This window comes from Amycolatopsis sp. cmx-11-12, assembly GCF_046269425.1.
Lineage (GTDB): Bacteria > Actinomycetota > Actinomycetes > Mycobacteriales > Pseudonocardiaceae > Amycolatopsis.
Window position 1 is genome coordinate 1 of sequence record NZ_JADNQM010000012.1, and the last position, 16,415, is coordinate 16,415.

At 69.1% G+C, this 16,415-nt stretch carries 16 protein-coding genes; 7 read left to right on the forward strand and 9 right to left on the reverse strand.

Features of this window, described 5'->3' with window-relative positions:
* The 7 genes from ACLARN_RS18240 to ACLARN_RS18270 form a co-directional block, all read right to left on the reverse strand.
* The coding region (locus ACLARN_RS18240) for a transposase (protein WP_409492810.1) at positions 1-221 on the reverse strand (221 nt) is incomplete at its 3' end.
* On the reverse strand, positions 197-622 hold the full coding sequence (locus tag ACLARN_RS18245; RefSeq protein WP_409492620.1) for an IS5 family transposase: 426 nt from the start codon (positions 620-622) through the stop codon (positions 197-199). The genes ACLARN_RS18240 and ACLARN_RS18245, both read right to left, overlap by 25 nt.
* A gap of 117 nt (positions 623-739) precedes the next feature.
* Positions 740-1,192: a flavodoxin family protein gene (locus tag ACLARN_RS18250; protein ID WP_409492621.1), complete on the reverse strand. Its 453-nt coding sequence runs from the start codon at positions 1,190-1,192 to the stop codon at positions 740-742.
* A gap of 1 nt (position 1,193) precedes the next feature.
* Positions 1,194-2,831 carry a phospho-sugar mutase gene (locus tag ACLARN_RS18255; RefSeq protein ID WP_409492622.1) on the reverse strand — a complete coding sequence of 546 codons (1,638 nt, stop codon included), beginning with the start codon at positions 2,829-2,831 and terminating at the stop codon, positions 1,194-1,196.
* A gap of 120 nt (positions 2,832-2,951) precedes the next feature.
* A complete protein-coding gene (locus ACLARN_RS18260) occupies positions 2,952-3,737 on the reverse strand; it encodes a purine-nucleoside phosphorylase (protein WP_409492623.1) in 786 nt (261 codons plus the stop codon).
* On the reverse strand, positions 3,730-4,161 hold the full coding sequence (locus tag ACLARN_RS18265; RefSeq protein ID WP_409492624.1) for an ABA4-like family protein: 432 nt from the start codon (positions 4,159-4,161) through the stop codon (positions 3,730-3,732). Before ACLARN_RS18265 ends, ACLARN_RS18260 begins: the two co-directional genes overlap by 8 nt.
* A complete protein-coding gene (locus ACLARN_RS18270; RefSeq protein WP_409492625.1) occupies positions 4,158-5,132 on the reverse strand; it encodes a hypothetical protein in 975 nt (324 codons plus the stop codon). Before ACLARN_RS18270 ends, ACLARN_RS18265 begins: the two co-directional genes overlap by 4 nt.
* A gap of 120 nt (positions 5,133-5,252) precedes the next feature.
* Between ACLARN_RS18270 and ACLARN_RS18275 the strand changes: the two genes are divergently transcribed.
* Complete coding sequence (locus tag ACLARN_RS18275) at positions 5,253-5,894, forward strand: MerR family transcriptional regulator (protein ID WP_409492626.1); 642 nt, start codon at positions 5,253-5,255, stop codon at positions 5,892-5,894.
* On the opposite strand, the gene ACLARN_RS18280 is transcribed toward ACLARN_RS18275, so the two are convergent.
* Entirely contained in the window at positions 5,874-7,676 is a 1,803-nt protein-coding gene (locus ACLARN_RS18280) for a serine/threonine-protein kinase (protein ID WP_409492627.1), read from the reverse strand. The two genes, ACLARN_RS18275 and ACLARN_RS18280, sit on opposite strands and share 21 nt — an antisense overlap.
* 128 nt (positions 7,677-7,804) lie before the next feature.
* Here ACLARN_RS18280 and ACLARN_RS18285 point away from each other — a divergent pair, with 128 nt between their 5' ends.
* The 6 genes from ACLARN_RS18285 to ACLARN_RS18310 all read left to right on the forward strand — a co-directional run bounded on the left by ACLARN_RS18285 (position 7,805) and on the right by ACLARN_RS18310 (position 15,836).
* On the forward strand, positions 7,805-9,676 hold the full coding sequence (locus ACLARN_RS18285) for a methylmalonyl-CoA mutase family protein (RefSeq protein ID WP_409492628.1): 1,872 nt from the start codon (positions 7,805-7,807) through the stop codon (positions 9,674-9,676).
* The gene (gene scpA, locus ACLARN_RS18290) at positions 9,676-11,844 is read left to right on the forward strand and encodes a methylmalonyl-CoA mutase (protein WP_409492629.1); all 2,169 of its coding nucleotides are present in this window, start codon (positions 9,676-9,678) and stop codon (positions 11,842-11,844) included. Before ACLARN_RS18285 ends, scpA begins: the two co-directional genes overlap by 1 nt.
* Positions 11,845-11,847: 3 nt before the next feature.
* The gene (gene meaB, locus ACLARN_RS18295; RefSeq protein ID WP_409492630.1) at positions 11,848-12,846 is read left to right on the forward strand and encodes a methylmalonyl Co-A mutase-associated GTPase MeaB; all 999 of its coding nucleotides are present in this window, start codon (positions 11,848-11,850) and stop codon (positions 12,844-12,846) included.
* 71 nt (positions 12,847-12,917) lie between these two features.
* A complete protein-coding gene (locus tag ACLARN_RS18300; protein ID WP_409492631.1) occupies positions 12,918-13,226 on the forward strand; it encodes a hypothetical protein in 309 nt (102 codons plus the stop codon).
* Between the two features lie 239 nt (positions 13,227-13,465).
* A complete protein-coding gene (locus ACLARN_RS18305) occupies positions 13,466-14,764 on the forward strand; it encodes an amidohydrolase (protein ID WP_409492632.1) in 1,299 nt (432 codons plus the stop codon).
* 178 nt (positions 14,765-14,942) lie between these two features.
* Positions 14,943-15,836, forward strand: a complete 894-nt coding sequence (locus tag ACLARN_RS18310) for an endonuclease domain-containing protein (RefSeq protein ID WP_409492633.1) — start codon at positions 14,943-14,945, stop codon at positions 15,834-15,836.
* Positions 15,837-15,878: 42 nt separating this feature from the next.
* Here ACLARN_RS18310 and ACLARN_RS18315 read toward each other — a convergent pair whose 3' ends face one another.
* A complete protein-coding gene (locus ACLARN_RS18315) occupies positions 15,879-16,331 on the reverse strand; it encodes a gamma-glutamylcyclotransferase (protein ID WP_409492634.1) in 453 nt (150 codons plus the stop codon).
* Positions 16,332-16,415 lie beyond the last annotated feature (84 nt).

The following is a 16,415-nucleotide window of genomic DNA, read 5'->3' on the forward strand; positions in this document are numbered from 1 at the left end:
CGGTTGGCGCGGGAACCGTATGCCTTGTCCGCCAGCACCCGGTCCGGTCGGCTGCGAGCACGTCCCCGCCCGGACCGGGGCACGCTGATCCGCTCCAGCACGGTCGTGAACTGCGGCGAGTCATTCCTCTGCCCGGCGGTGACCACCATCGACAGGGGTTTCTGGCCCTGTTCGCAGCACAGATGCAGCTTGGTGCTCAGCCCGCCCCGCGATCGGCCGATCCCGTGATCGTCCGGCTCGACGTCGACCCCGCCCGGCGGTTCACGCTGCTCAGCCCCTTTTTTCGCGCACCAGCAGCATGCTGGTGCGCGCGAGCCACCGTGGAATCAACACTCACATCCCACGTGATCAGCCCATCCGCGTCCGCCTGGGCCTGCAACAGGGCCAGAATCCGTTTCCAGGTCCCGTCCCGCTGCCACCGCCGGAACAACCCATACACCGTCTGCCAGGGCCCATACCGGGCCGGCACATCCCGCCACTGAACACCCGTACGCACCCGAAACCGGATCCCGTCGATCAACTGCCGCCGCGGATGCACCGGCGGACGACCCGGCTTCTTCCCAATAGGCAGCAACGGTTCCAGCTTCGCCCACTGCTCATCCGTCAGGTCACCACGCCCCACACGAAGATCATCTCAAACCAAGACCCACTTCTGAAACAGGCCCTAGTTGCGTCGGCCCTCGATGTCGTGAAGGCCTCCTTGCCTACCCTGAAGGTAGTGAAAGAGTCCTTCGCTACCTCAGGCCATGAGGGTGGCCGAGAGGGTGCCGCCCAGTTCGAAACAAGCCGCCAGATCCTCTTTGCCCGGTTCGCCGGTGACGAGGACCGGGGAAGCCGCGCGCTCCCAGCCGAGGCCGGTGGTGATGCTCTCGATTCCGCGCACGGTCCCGGCGGTGTCGTTGTTGCCGTGCACGAAGAAACCGAACGGCCGCCCGCGCGTGGAATCCAGGCACGGGTAGTAGACGGTGTCGAAGAAATGCTTCAGCGCCCCGGACATGTAACCGAGATTCGCCGGGGTGCCGAGCAGGTAGCCGTCCGCGTCGAGGACGTCGGGCACGGTCGCGCCCAGTGCCGGGCGGCGCACGACGTCGACGCCCTCGATGTCCGGATGCTTCGCGCCGGAGAGCACGGCTTCGAACATCGCCTGCGTGGAGGGCGAAGGCGTGTGGTGGACGATCAGCAGCTTGGGCATGTCAGGCCAGACGGGACTCGATGTCGGCCCGGAGCGCGGCCAGCCGCGCGTCGGCGGAGGTGCGCGCCTCGGCGAGGTCGCCGGTCACCGGCTGTTTCACCTGCAGGTACGCCTTCAGCTTCGGCTCGGTCCCGGACGGCCTGATCACCACGCGCAGGCCTTCGCCGGTCAGGCGGAGGACGTCGGCGTCGGGCAGGAGATCCTCCATCGTGACGTCGGTGCCGCCCAGTGACGCCGGGGGAGCGGCGCGCAGGCCGGCCATCAGCTTCTCCCGCACCGACAGATCGGTGACCCGGAGCGAGACCTGATCCGTCACGTGCACCCCGTGCTTCACGGCCAGTTCGTCGAGGACGTCCAGCGGTCCGCGGCCCGCCGCGCGCAGGGAGGCGGTTAGTCCCGCGGCGAGCACGGCGGCGGCGATACCGTCCTTGTCGCGCACGAAACCGGGGTTCACGCAGAGGCCGAGCGCCTCTTCGTAGGCGAACACGAGGCCATCGCCCGCGCGGACCAGCCATTTGAACCCGGTCAACGTCTCCGCGTAGCGCGCTCCGAATTCCTTCGCGACTTCGCCCAGCATCGACGACGACACGATCGTGGTCGCCACGAGCGGATCCACAGTGTCCACAGTAGACAGAACGTGCCAGCCGAGGAGGACGCCGGTTTCGTCGCCCCGCAGCATCCGCCACGCACCGTCCCGTTCGCGCACACCCAGCGCGCACCGGTCGGCGTCGGGGTCGAGCGCGATCGCCAGATCGGCGTCCACTTCGGACGCCAGCGCGAGCAAAAGGTCCGTCGCGCCGGGTTCCTCCGGGTTCGGGAAGGCGACCGTCGGGAAGTCGGGGTCCGGCGTGGACTGCTCGGCCACCAAACTCAGCTCGGTGAAACCCGCGCGGTCGAAAGCGGCACGCAGAGTCTCCGCGCCGACGCCGTGCAACGCCGTCGCGGCGACCTTGACCCCGCGTTCCGGGCCACGTGGCAGAAGGGTGACCTTGGCGAGATACGCGTCCCGGAGTTCGTCGCCCAGCACCTCGGCGCCCGGCTCGCGCGGAACGCTGACGGCCGGGGGAGCGGCTTCGATGGCTCGCTCGATCTGGCCGTCCGAAGGCGGGGCGATCTGGCCGCCGGTCGCGTCGTAGAGCTTGTAACCGTTGTCGGCGGGGGGATTGTGCGACGCGGTGATCTGGATGCCCGCGACAGCGCCGAGTTCCAGCACGGCGAACGCGAGCACCGGCGTCGGCAGCGGACCTGGCAGCACCTTCACCGCGAATCCTGCGGCCGACAGCACCTCGGCGGCGGCCTTGGCGAAGGCCTCCGAACCGTGTCGCGCGTCGCGGCCGACCACCACGACCCCGCCCGAATGTCCTTGCGCGGTAAGCCAGGCCGCGACTCCGGCGGTGGTGCGGGTGACGACCGCGACGTTCATCCCATTGGGGCCCGAACGCACCGGGCCGCGCAGTCCGGCGGTGCCGAACTCGAGCGGGCCCGCCATCCGGTCCGCGAGTTCGTCCACCGCACCGGCTTCGCCGCCCATCGCGCGGGCGAGGATGTTCTGGAGCTCGACACGGGAATCGTCGTCCGGATCGTCGGCGATCCAGCGGAACGCCCGATCCCGGAGCTCCGGGGTCAAGGAAGTCGTCACCGAGTCAGCCTACGGGTACGTCGGAGAGGGCGCGATCGATCTGCCGAGGTCGCGGGCTGACAAGTACATGAAGGCCCCCTTGCTTGCGCTAGACGCAAGTAAGGGGGCCTTCATGTACTTCTAGGCGCGGGTGACGAGTTCCTTCAGCAGGGTGCCCATCCGCGTCGCCGACTGGCGGCCCGCTTCGAGCACCTCTTCGTGGTTCAGCGGCTCGCCGGTCATCCCGGCCGCCAGGTTGGTCACCAGCGAAAGCCCGAACACCTCGACCCCGGCGGCGCGGGCGGCGATGGCCTCCAGCACCGTCGACATGCCGACGAGGTCGGCGCCGAGCGTCCGCAGCATGTGGATCTCCGCCGGAGTCTCGAAATGCGGCCCGGTCAGCCCCGCGTAGACACCCTCTTCCAACGAGGGGTCGATTTCGCGCGCGATGTCGCGCAGCCGCTTCGAGTAGAGATCCGTCAGGTCGACGAAGTTCGCGCCGACGATCGGTGAGCGCGCGGTCAGGTTCAGGTGGTCGGAGATCAGCACCGGCTGACCGACACGGAAACCCTCGCGCAGGCCGCCGGCCGCGTTGGTCAGCAGCACCGTCTGTGCGCCCGCGGCCGCGGCGGTGCGCACGTTGTGCACGACCGGGTCGATGCCCTTGCCCTCGTAGAAGTGGGTGCGGCCCAGCATGATCAGCGCGCGCTTTTCGCCGACGCGGACCGACCGGGCGGTTCCCCCGTGCCCGACCGCGCCCGGCGCTACGAATCCGGGCAGTTCGCCCAGCGGGATCTCCGCGTCCGGCTCCCCGATGACGTCCGCCGCCGGGCGCCAGCCCGAACCGAGCACGACGGCGATGTCGTGCTTCTCGACGCCGGTGCGTTCGGCGATGGCGGCGGCCGCCGCGACCTCGTTCTCACTCATGCGACGAGCGTATCCGGACACTTCGCACGAGCAGGAACGCCACCAGCCCGAACGGGGACAGGAAGATCGTGAGCGCCAGGATCGGGCCCGTCATCAGCGGGTGGATGCGGTGCTCGCGGGATTCGAGGTACATCCACCGCGCGATGAACAGGTCGAACGCGATCAGGTGCGCCCAGATCGCGGCCGCCCCGTACGGCGAACCGGTGAACGCGCTGAGGACGTCCAGCTCCGGCCTGCTCACCGCTGTCCACAACTCGCCGAGATGCGGGATGGCGAGCGCGAAGTACGGGATCAGCGGCAGCAGCGGCACCCACGGCGAGGCCATGATCCGGCGGGTCCACGACCAGCCCGGCAGGAAGATCATCAGCAGCCAGAACGGCGTCGCCAGCGGGAAGGTCCAGGTGAACAGGGTCTCGACGCTCATCGCAGGGAGCCATCCAGCTCTCGATCCTTCGCCGGCCGCCCGATCGCGATTAGCCCGCTAAAGGCGACGCCCCCGACCAGCAAGGCGACCGCGATCAGGGTTCGACCGTCGGGGGCGACGATCGACTGGCCGCGCAGCGCCTGCCAGGTGAGCAGGGCGAGAAGTCCCGCGTAGCCGACACCGGCGATCACGACCAGTCGCAGCCGGACGACGTCGTCGCGAAGCCGCGGGTACCGCGCGGCCAGGACGCCGAGGGCGAGTGCGAGCAGCGGAAGTGCCTGAAGACCGTGCAGGCCGATGAAATGCGGGATCCGCAGGTCGCCGCCGACCGTGCTCCAGCCGAGGATCGGCAGGCCGGGGCCGCCGTCGGCGAGCCCGACGGTATGCGCGCCGATCATCGCGGACTGACCGGTCGCGTCGAGCAAGGCCTGCTGGTCCGGGGTGGGACCGCTCATCAGCGTCGCCAGCGAGATCCCGATCATGCCGAGGACCGCGCCGATCCGGGCCGCCCACGTCGTCGCGCGGTCGGGGAGCCGGGTGAACATGACGACGATCGTCAGGACGAGGTTGACCATCCACAGCGTGGCGATCATCCCGCCCATGACCTGGAAGATCGTGTTGTCCAGCGAGGTCGCGTTGTTGAAGTGGCTCGCCCGGACGCGGGCGGCCTGGAACACGATCAGGGCGTACTCGGCCGCGAAGATCACGACGAGGACGTTCGTCAGCACGCTCGCCGTCCGCCGGAACTTCGGCAGCAGCGAGACGAGCCAGCTCCACGCGAAGAAGTACAGCACGGCGGAGACGGCGAATTTGAACGGTTTCGCCCAGAGCGGCGCGCCGTTCAGCGTCCGCTGGTCGATCAGCATGGCCAGCACGCAAAGCCCGGTGATCACGGCGAAGGCCTGGGCGCAGCGATACGAACCGCGATGCCAGGTGCGGGTTCTCTCGCGGAGATCGGTCAAGATGGTCATGGGTCCCTCCCGGAATGGATAGTCATGCTCTCCGTTATGGGAAGCTAAACTATCCATCCTGAGAAGTCTTCAGGGATGACCCTGGAACCGTCCCCGAGATCGGAGTGACAACGCGTGCGGATGGCGGAGCTGAGCGAAAAGGCCGGGGTCCCGGTCGCCACGATCAAGTACTACCTGCGGGAAGGGCTGCTCCCGCCGGGCGAGCGGACCAGCCCCAATCAGGCGAAGTACGACGACGGGCACGTCCAGCGGATCAAGCTGATCAGGGCGCTGATGGACGTCGGCGGCCTTTCGCTCGCGACGGTCGGTGAGGTGCTCGCCGCGGTCGACGCCGGGGAAGCCAGCCCCCACCGCATCCTCGGCATCGCACAGGACGGCATCACGAGTTCCCGCCAGGTCGTCGACGACGAAAGCCGGGAATGGGCGCTCGGCACGGTTCGTGACCTCGCCGGGCGCCGGGACTGGCCGTGCAAGGACGACGACGACCCGATCATTCAGGCCCTGGTCGGCGTCCTGTGCGCGATCCGGGACGTTGGGCACGGCTGGTACCTCGAAAAGCTCGACGCCTACGCCGAGGTCGCGGACCGGACCGCCGACCTGGACCTCGAAGGCATCGCCGGGGTCGAGTCGGTGGAACGGATCATCGAGATCGCCGTCGTGGAGACCGTGCTCGGCGACAGGCTGCTTTCGATACTGCGGAGGCTGGCGCAGCAGCGGGCTTCGAAGGCGTACTTCGCGCGGCTAGCCGTCGACGACGAGTGACTGCGCGACCGGCTCGAAGACCGCGGTCTTCGCCGACGTCTCCTGCTCGATCGGCGAGGTCACCGAGAGGATCCACAGGTCGACGCCCCCGCTGAACAAGTCCATGAACGTCGTGCGCGTGATGCTCTCGTTCGAGGAGTCCCTGGCCGCGGCGGAGCGCTCGGTCGTCCGGTAGACGTACCGCATGCTGTTGTCGCCCCGGCCGGGCACGGGGGCGGGTTCCCCGATGAGGGAGACCTCGGGGCTCTGCGACTTCAGCCAGCTGAAGTAGGCCGGAGGCGGATTGTCGGAGAGGAAGCCGGTCAGCCGCTCGATCCGGATGACCTGCCCGCCGTCGGGCGAGACGTACTGGACCACCGTGCTCGGCACACCCCTGGTGACGTGCGGGGCGACGAACTTCTTCCAGTCCTTCGGCACACCGATGCTGAACCGGCCGCCTTTGACGCCGTTCACCGTGCTCGCGTCACCCTGCTGTGTGACCAGCTCGGGCGGCGGCCGAGTGACGATCGTGCCGCCCTGCGGCGCCCCTTCCGGTGGTCGCAAATCCTGCCCGCCGACCGTCCTGGCCAGGACGAACCCGCCGCCCGCGGCCAGGAGGAACACGATGACCGACGCGAGCGCCAGTGCCACCGTTGCCGCCGTCGACCGGCTCGGCGGACGCGGCACCGCGGGCGTGACCGTCGGCATCGGCGCGGGTTCGGCCGGGTGCGCCAACGGCCGGGGTTCCGAGGGGCGGGGTTCCGGAGCCGCCGCGGGCGGGTTCAGGAACGGCAGTGGTCCCGGGTCGGCGGCGAGTTCGGAACTCGTGCCCTCGCCCGGTTTGTCGGGGAGGACCGGCTTGATCACCTGGGTGTCGGTCGCGTCCAGGTGCGCGGTGGTCTTCTTGCCGTCGGGCGTGTGGAACAGCTCGGCGGGGAAGAGGTCGATCAGGGTCTTGGCCTGCAACGGGTACAGGCGCCGCCGCACCTCGCGCAGGGTGATCCGCTTCGACGGCTCCTTCTTCATGAGCGCGCCGATGACGTCGGACAGCGGGCCGGGGCCGGGCTTCGGCACCTTGCCGTTGACGACCTTGCCGACCGTTTCGAGCGGGTCGCCGTCGGCGTCGTAGGGCGGCGAGCCCTCGATGGCGGCGAACAGCGTCGCGCCGAGGCCCCACAGGTCCGCGGCCGGGACGACGGCACCGCCGGAGGCGACTTCGGGCGCGATGTAGGCGGGGGAGCCCAGCATCATCCCGGTACGGGTCATGGTGGCTTCGGAGACGTTCCTGGCGATGCCGAAGTCGGTGAGCTTGATCCGGCCGTCGCCCGCGACCAGGACGTTCCCCGGTTTGACGTCACGGTGGGTGATCCCGGCGGCGTGCGCGGCTTCGAGGGCGGACGCCACCGCGATGCCGACCGCCGCCGCCTGCTCGACCGTCAGCGGTCCGTGGTCGCGCAGGATGTGCGCGAGGCTGCGGGACGGCAGCAGCTCCATGACCACGAAGGGTTCGTCGTTCTCGCGCGCGACGTCGTGCAGGATGATCACGTTCGGGTGACTCAGGACGGCGATCGCGCGGGCTTCGCGCAGGGTCCGTTCGCGCAGTTCGTCGGCCTGCGCGGTCGGGACGCCGGGCGGGAGGCGGACTTCTTTGACCGCGACCGGGCGGTGCAGGAACTCGTCGTAGGCCGACCAGACGGTGCCCATCGACCCCGATCCGATCACCGAGCGCAACCGATATCGCCCGGCTACGACACGCTTCTCGTCGCCGGGGCTCTCGCTGGACTCGGTGGTGTCGGACGGCACGGCCCCAATTGTGTCGTATGCCCGTGTGGCGGGCCGATGCGCCGTGCCCTGGAGGAGTGAAGAGGCCACCCCTCGGCGCGACTAGCGTCACAAGTGAGTCCTGTTATGGGCCGTTAACATCGTTGGTTATGACGGAAGTGGCCGAGACGGAGTCAGTGCGGACCCCCGACGAGCCTGAGGAGTTGGCCCTCGCGGCCGAGTTCCCGGAAGCGAGCCGCGAGCAGTGGCGCGAACTCGTCGCCGGAGTGCTGCGCAAGAGCGGCGCGATCGACGAGGGGTTCGACGGCCTGCCCGAAAGCAAGCTAGTCACCCGGACGTATGACGGCTTGGAGATCCAGCCGCTCTACACCGCCGATGACACGGTCGAGGGAACGGGCTTCCCCGGTCTTCCGCCGTTCGTGAGAAGCGCCCGCCCGGAGGGTTCGGTGACGACGGGCTGGGACATCCGCGCCCGGTACGCGCGCCGCGACGCCAAGGTCACGAACACCGCGATCCTCGCCGACCTCGAAGGCGGCGTCAGCTCGATCTGGCTGCGTGTGGGCGCGACCGGCGTCCCTGTCGCCGATCTGGCCGACGCGCTGAACGAGGTCTACGTCGACCTAGCGCCTGTCACCCTCGACGCGGGCGAAGAGTACGAAGCGGCGGCCGCGGCTCTGCTGGAACTCTTCGCCGAACGGGAGATCCCGGCGAGCGCGGTCACCGCGACGCTCGGCGCCGACCCGATCGGCCTGACCGCGCGCACCGGTTCGGCGCATCCGCTCGCCCCCGCCGCGGAACTGGCGGCGCGCGTCGCCGCCAGTCACCCGAAGGTGCGGACGATCGTGGCCGACGGCCTGCCGTTCCACGAGGCGGGCGGTTCGGACGCGCAGGAACTCGGCGCGACCATCGCGGCGGGCGTCGCCTACCTGCGGGTGCTCACCGAAGCGGGGCTGGACGTCGACACCGCGGCCGGTCAGCTCGAGTTCCGGCTCGCCGCCACGGCCGACCAGTTCCTCACGATCGCGAAGTTCCGTGCCGCGCGGCGTCTGTGGGCCAGGGTCACCGAGGTTGCCAGCGGCAAGGACGGCAAGGCTTCCGGTATGCGGCAGCACGCGGTCACCTCGCCCGCGATGCTGACCCAGCGTGACCCGTGGGTGAACATGCTGCGGACCACGCTCGCCTGTTTCGGCGCCGGGGTCGGCGGCGCGGACGCGATCACCGTGCTCCCGTTCGACGCCGCGATCGGCCAGCCGGACGCGTTCTCCGCGCGGATCGCGCGCAATACACACGCCGTCCTGCTGGAGGAGTCCAAACTCGCCGGTGTCATCGATCCGGCGGGCGGCTCCTGGTACGTCGAGAACCTCACCGACGATCTCGCCAAGGCCGCGTGGCGCGAGTTCACCGCCATCGAGGCAGCGGGCGGGATCGAGGCCGAACTGGCCTCCGGCGCGCTCGCCGGACGCCTCGCCGAAACCTGGGAAAAGCGGTCGAAGCGGCTCTCCACTCGTCGCGACCCGATCACCGGCGTCAGCGAATTCCCCAACCTGACCGAGAAATCGGTCGTTCGTGATCCCGTCGAAGACCTGCCGGACGGCGGCCTGCCCCGGCATCGGTACGCCGAGGCCTTCGAAGCCCTGCGGGACCGGGCGGACGCGCACCCCAGCCGTCCCCGCGTCTTCCTCGCCACTCTCGGCCCCGTCGCGGCGCACACCGGACGGGCGAGTTTCGCGGCGAACCTGTTCCAAGCGGGCGGGATCGAAGCCGTGAACCCCGGCGCCCCCGACGACGTCGTGGCGGAATTCCGGGCCAGCGGAACGAAGATCGCCTGCCTCTGCGGAAGCAACACTTCCTACGCGGAGGAAGCCGACAGCGTCGCGAAGGCGTTGAAGGAAGCAGGCGCCACGTCCGTGCTTCTCGCCGGTAAACCCGGCGATCACGCGGACGTCTCGGGTTATCTCTTCACGGGCTGCGACGCCCTCGAAGTCCTGACCGGCACGTTGAACGAGCTCGGAGTGCAGTGATGACGATCCCGAACTTCGCCGGCGTCGACCTCGGCACCCCAGACCCGGTCGACCGTCCTCAGTGGACCGAAGCCCTGCACGCCGCCACCGGCAAGGGCCCCGACGCGCTCGCGTGGGAGACGCCGGAAGGCATCGGCGTCAAACCGGTCTACACCGCCGACGATCTGTCCGGAGTGGACTTCCTCGGCACGTATCCCGGTGTCGCGCCGTATCTGCGCGGCCCGTACCCGACGATGTATGTCAACCAGCCGTGGACCATCCGCCAGTACGCGGGTTTCTCCACCGCCGAGGAGTCGAACGCCTTCTACCGCCGCAACCTCGCCGCCGGGCAGAAGGGTCTTTCGGTCGCCTTCGACCTCGCGACGCACCGCGGCTACGACTCCGACCACCCGCGCGTCGCCGGTGACGTCGGCATGGCGGGTGTCGCGATCGACTCGATCTACGACATGCGCCAGCTCTTCGACGGCATCCCGCTCGACAAGATGAGCGTTTCGATGACCATGAACGGCGCCGTCCTGCCGGTGCTCGCGCTGTACGTCGTCGCGGCCGAGGAACAGGGTGTCACGCCGGACAAACTGGCCGGGACCATCCAGAACGACATCCTCAAGGAGTTCATGGTCCGCAACACCTACATCTACCCGCCGCAGCCGTCGATGCGGATCATTTCGGACATCTTCTCGTTCACCTCGCGGAACATGCCGAAGTACAACTCGATCTCCATCTCCGGCTATCACATGCAGGAAGCCGGGGCGACCGCCGATCTGGAGCTGGCGTACACGCTCGCGGACGGCGTCGAGTACCTCCGCGCCGGCACTGAGGCCGGGCTGGACGTCGACAAGTTCGCGCCGCGACTGTCCTTCTTCTGGGCGATCGGGATGAACTTCTTCATGGAGGTCGCGAAGCTCCGCGCGGCGCGGTTGCTGTGGGCGAAACTGGTGAAGGGCTTCGAACCGAAGTCGTCGAAGTCCCTGTCGCTGCGCACGCATTCGCAGACCTCCGGCTGGTCGCTGACCGCGCAGGACGTCTACAACAACGTCGTCCGCACCTGCGTCGAGGCGATGGCGGCGACCCAGGGGCATACGCAGTCGCTGCACACCAACGCCCTCGACGAGGCCCTCGCACTGCCGACGGACTTCTCGGCCCGCATCGCGCGGAACACGCAGTTGCTGCTGCAGCAGGAATCCGGCACGACGCGCGTCATCGACCCGTGGGGCGGCAGCGCGTTCGTCGAGAAGCTGACGTACGACCTCGCCCGCAAGGCGTGGGGCCACATCACCGAGGTAGAGCAGGCGGGCGGGATGGCGAAGGCCATCGACGCGGGCATCCCGAAGCTGCGGATCGAGGAAGCCGCGGCGCGGACCCAGGCGCGGATCGACTCCGGCCGTCAGCCGGTGATCGGCATCAACAAGTACAAGGTCACCGACGACGAGCAGATCGACGTGCTCAAGGTCGACAACGCCGGCGTCCGCACGCAGCAGCTGGAGAAACTGCGGCGGCTGCGCGAAGAGCGGGACGAGGACGCGACGCAGGACGCGCTCCGGCGGCTCACGGCGGGTGCTCAGTCCGACGGCAACCTGCTCGCGCTGGCCATCGACGCCGCCAGGGCGAAGGCGACGGTCGGCGAGATCTCCGACTCGCTGGAGAAGATCTGGGGGCGCCACTCCGGTCAGATTCGTACCATCTCCGGTGTGTACCGCGAGGAGGTCGGCAAGGCCGAGAACGTCGAGCAGGCGCGCGAGCTGGTCGAGAAGTTCGCCGAGGAGGAAGGCCGCCGTCCCCGGATCCTGGTCGCGAAGATGGGCCAGGACGGTCACGACCGCGGCCAGAAGGTGATCGCGACGGGCTTCGCCGACATCGGTTTCGACGTCGACGTCGGCCCGCTGTTCTCCACGCCCGGCGAGGTCGCGCGGCAGGCGATCGAGGCGGACGTGCACGTCATCGGGGTTTCGTCGCTGGCGGCAGGGCACCTCTCGCTGGTCCCCGCGCTGCGCGCCGAACTCGCCGAACAGGGCCGCGAGGACATCATCGTCGTGGTCGGCGGCGTCATCCCGCCGCAGGACTACGAGGAGCTGCGCGCGGCGGGCGCGGCGGCGATCTTCGGTCCCGGCACGGTCATCGCCGACGCGGCGATCGACCTCATCGGACAGCTGACCGTCCAGGAGTCTTGAACCTTGCCGCGCAAGATCGATGTCGGGGCGCTGGCCAAGGGCGTCCTCGCGGGTGACCGCGGCCTGCTTTCGCGGGCGATCACACTCGTCGAGTCCAACCGGGAAGACCATCGGGCGCAGGCGCAGGAGCTGCTGATCGAGCTGCTCCCGCACGCGGGCGGCGCACGACGGGTCGGCATCACCGGCGTCCCGGGGGTCGGCAAGTCGACCTTCATCGACCAGCTCGGCACAGACCTGACCGAGGCGGGGCACAAGGTGGCCGTGCTGGCCGTCGACCCGTCGTCGACCAAGACCGGCGGCTCGATCCTGGGCGACAAGACCCGGATGGCGCGGCTCGCGGTGGACCCGAAGGCGTTCATCCGTCCGTCGCCGACTTCGGGGACTCTCGGCGGTGTCGCGCGGGCGACCCGCGAGACGATCGTGCTGATGGAAGCGGCCGGATACGACATCGTGCTGGTCGAGACCGTCGGCGTCGGGCAGTCCGAGGTGACCGTGGCGAACATGGTCGACTGCTTCCTGTTCCTGACGCTGGCCCGCACCGGCGACCAGCTGCAGGGGATCAAGAAGGGCGTCCTCGAACTGGCCGACGTCATCGCGGTCAACAAGGCCGACGGCGACCACGAACGCGATGCGAAGCGTGCGGCCCGCGAACTCGCAGGTGCCCTGCGGATGATCTACGGACGTGACGCCGAGTGGACCCCGCCGGTGCTGACGTGCAGTGCGCTCACCGACGTCGGGCTGGACGAGGTGTGGGCCGCGATCGGCCGTCACCGTGACGTGCTGACCGCGTCCGGTGAACTGGACGGGCGGCGACGGCGGCAGCAGGTGGAATGGACCTGGGCGATGGTCCGCGAACAGCTGCTCGGGCGGCTCGCCGCGCATCCGGACGTGCGAGCGGTCGTTCCGGACGTCGAACGGGCGGTCCGGGACGGTGAACTGACCCCGACGCTGGCCGCTCAACGGATCCTGTCGGCGTTTTCCGGTCCTCCGCGTGGCGGCTGACGCGGGGACGCGGCAGAGTGCAGAATCGGATCCGCACTCTGTCGACGAACGAGTGCCGACGAAAGGGAGTCATGCCGAAAAGGTCTCGCCTCGGGCAGCTGGCCGGGCTGATCGCCGCCGGGCTGGTCGTCTGTGCTCCGGTCGCGCAGGCCGCGCCCGCCGCGGCGATCCCGGCCGCTTCGCCGGTGATCATGCAGGCAGCGACGGTGCACGAGGTGCCGTCGCAGGTGCCGCCGGGACCGGTGCTCGACCCCGCCGAGACCGACAAGGCCAACAGCCAGGAGACCAAGAACAAGATCATCGCGGGCGTCATCGCGGTGGTACTGCTGGGGTTGGTCGTCCTCGGTCGTCGCGCCCGTTCCAAGAAGAAAAAGTCCTGAACCGCTACCGGTAAGTAGAAGGACTCTCCGCTTAGCCCGGGCAGAACTCCTCGAAGCCGTTCAACGCAGATCCACTACCGGCCATCTCCAGCTCGATCACTCGACGAGCGGCTTGTCATCTGCATGGTGCACGATCTATCGCAAATGCGTATCACAGATCGAACGGCACCCAGCGTGTCTTCAGTGACCACTCGTACGGTGGTAGACGAAGGCAACTGTGTTGCGGGAGGAGGTGCGGCGTGACGGTGCTCGATTCACGTCCGGACATTCCAGGCGACCCCGAGGGTCGCGTCGTTGCCCCTAAAGAGGCGCCCACCGCGCTGATCTCCGAGGCCGGCGTCAGCATGACACCTGTGGATGATCTGGGTGCCGGGCGTGGCCCCTTCTGGCTCGACGACTGGCTTCGCGCGAACGCGACCGACGTCCTCGCGTGGCGACGGCACATTCACGCGCACCCGGAACTCTCCCGCCACGAATTCGCGACCACCGAGATGGTCATGTCCCTGCTCCGCTCGGTCGGGCTGAAGCCATGGGTGCTCCCGGTGGGCACCGGCGTCGTCTGCGACATCGGCAGCGGCGACCGCTGCGTCGCGCTGCGCGCCGACATGGACGCCCTGCCGCTGACCGAGGCCACCGGGCTCCCGTACGCCTCCAAGACCGACGGCGCCGCGCATATGTGCGGGCACGACGCGCACACCGCGATCCTGCTGGGCGCGGCGCGGGCACTGGCCGGCGCGCCGGAGCTGCCGGGACGCGTGCGGCTGATCTTCCAGCCCGCCGAGGAGGTCATGCCCGGCGGCGCGCTGGACATGATCGCCGCGGGTGCGATGGAAGGCGTCGAGCGGATCTACGGGCTGCACTGCGATCCGCGGCTCGAGGTCGGCAAGGTCGGCCTGCGCGAGGGCGCGCTGACGTCCGCCGCGGACCTCATCGAGCTGCGGCTCACCTCGCCGGGCGGGCACACCTCGCGGCCGCATCTGACCGCGGACCTGGTGCACGCCCTCGGCACCGTGATCACGTCGCTGCCCGCGGTCCTGTCGCGGCGCGTCGACCCGCGTTCCGGGACCGTGCTGGTCTGGGGTGCGGTGCACGCCGGGCAGGCGGCCAACGCCGTCCCGCAGGACGGGGTGCTGCGCGGCACGCTCCGGACCGCGGACCACGAGGTCTGGACGATGCTGGAGCCGCTCGTCGCGTCTTCGGTCGAGTCGCTGCTCGCGCCGACCGGCGTCGGGTTCTCGCTCGACTATCGCCGCGGCGTCCCGCCGGTCGTCTCCGACCCGGAGTCGACCGCGCTGATGCGGGCCGGTGTCGAAGCCGCGCTGGGCGAGACCGGCGTGGCCGGGACCGAGCAGTCGTCCGGCGGCGAGGACTTCGGCTGGTACCTGGAGCACGTCCAAGGCGCCTTCGCGCGCCTCGGCGTTTGGCCCGGTGAAGGCCCCATGGCCGACATCCACCGCCCGACGTTCACCCTCGACGAGCGTGCCCTCCTGTGCGGTGTCCGCACACTGGTCCACACCGCCCTGGCCACCCTGGCCTGATCTCCATCCAATCACGCGTGTTCTCCCCCTGATCACGCGTGACCTCCACCTGGTCACAGGTGTTCGCCACTTCCGGTGTCGAACACCTGTCCACAGGGTTATCCACAACCTATGGAGTTATCCACAGGTTGTGGATAGGGGCTTTCCAGAAGCTCCGGAACCGGCGACTCTCGAAGTCATGATCGACTGGGGAGGACGACATGGGGCGGTCTCGCGTAGTGAGGCCGACAGGATTCTGGGACGCCGGATGGTCCTTGAAGGACTGGCCACGGGTGTCCTGGCGCAGCCATGGCGGGGAGTCGTCATCCATGCCGCCGATTCGCTCGAACTGACCACGCGGGCGCAGGCCGCTCTGCTCGTGGTGGAGCAACCTGCTGCCTTGTCAGGAGCTACATCCCTTGCGCTACATGGGATATCGGCTGTGGACGACACGAGCATCCACGTGACGGTGCCCTCCTCGCGACGGAACAAGCCGAAGCCGGGTTTGGTCATCCACTACGCCGATTTTCGGCCTTCGGACGTCATCGAACTCGACGGGCTCGCGACGTTCTCCTTGGATCTGGCGCTGGCCGATTTTCTCTGCGACGGTGACAAGCGAACCGCGATCGCCGCGCTGGACGAGGCGATGCACGGGCTTGCGCCGGACCATGTCCGGGCACTGCGTGAGAACGTCCGGGACCGGATCATGGATCGCCGCGACCGGCGAGGTATCCACAGGGCTCTTCTGCTGCTCGACCTGGCGACCGGCAAGGCGGAATCCCCGCCGGAAAGCATCCTTCGGCTGATCGTCGTCGAGGCAGGATTCCCGATACCGGAGGTGCAGTACGAGATCACCACGATCGAGGGTCGCAAGCTGTACGTACTCGACATGGCGTGGCCGTCGCGGCGGATCGCGCTGGAGTACGACGGCTTCGCTTCCCACGAGGGGCGCAACGACTATGACTCCGAGCGAGACGCACGGATGGCTCGACGGGGGTGGATCACGATCCGGGCGTCGGCGGCGGACCTGCGTGATCCCCAACGTGTCCTGGCCGAGCTGACCAGGGCGTTCGAGATGCGCGCGGTCGCGTGATCAGGCGGAGACCTCGCGTGATTGGGCGGAGAACACGCGTGATCAGCCGGAGATGCCCTGGCAGGGGCGGGTGCGGAGCGCGTCGACGTAGTCGGCGGGGGCGCCCGCGGCCTCGGCCGCGTCGGCGAGAACGCCGAGGTAGCGCGCCGACGGGAGGCCGCCCTCGTAGGCGTCCAGGACGTACAGCCAGGGCAGGACGGAGCCGTCCATGGTCTGTACGCGCAGGCGGAGCTTGGTGTGCATGCCGAGCTCGCCGCCTTCCCAGCGGTCGAGGCCGTCCTCGTCCAGCGGGGTGACGTCGTACAGCACCACGAAGACCCGGGAGCCCGGGTCTTCGACGATCGTGGCCAGCGCGCCTTCCCAGCCCATGTCCTCGCCGCCGAAGGTCAACCTCCAGCCTTCCAGCCAGCCGGTGCCGGCCATGGGCGAGTGCGGAGCGCGCTCCAACATCTGGGCGGGCTCCATATTGGATCCATACGCGGCATACAACGGCACGGCGACAGCCTAGCGACCCGGCGGTCACCCGGCCGGACGTACATGCCGTGTCCGGCCACTCAATCCGCCCAGCGGTCGCCCGCG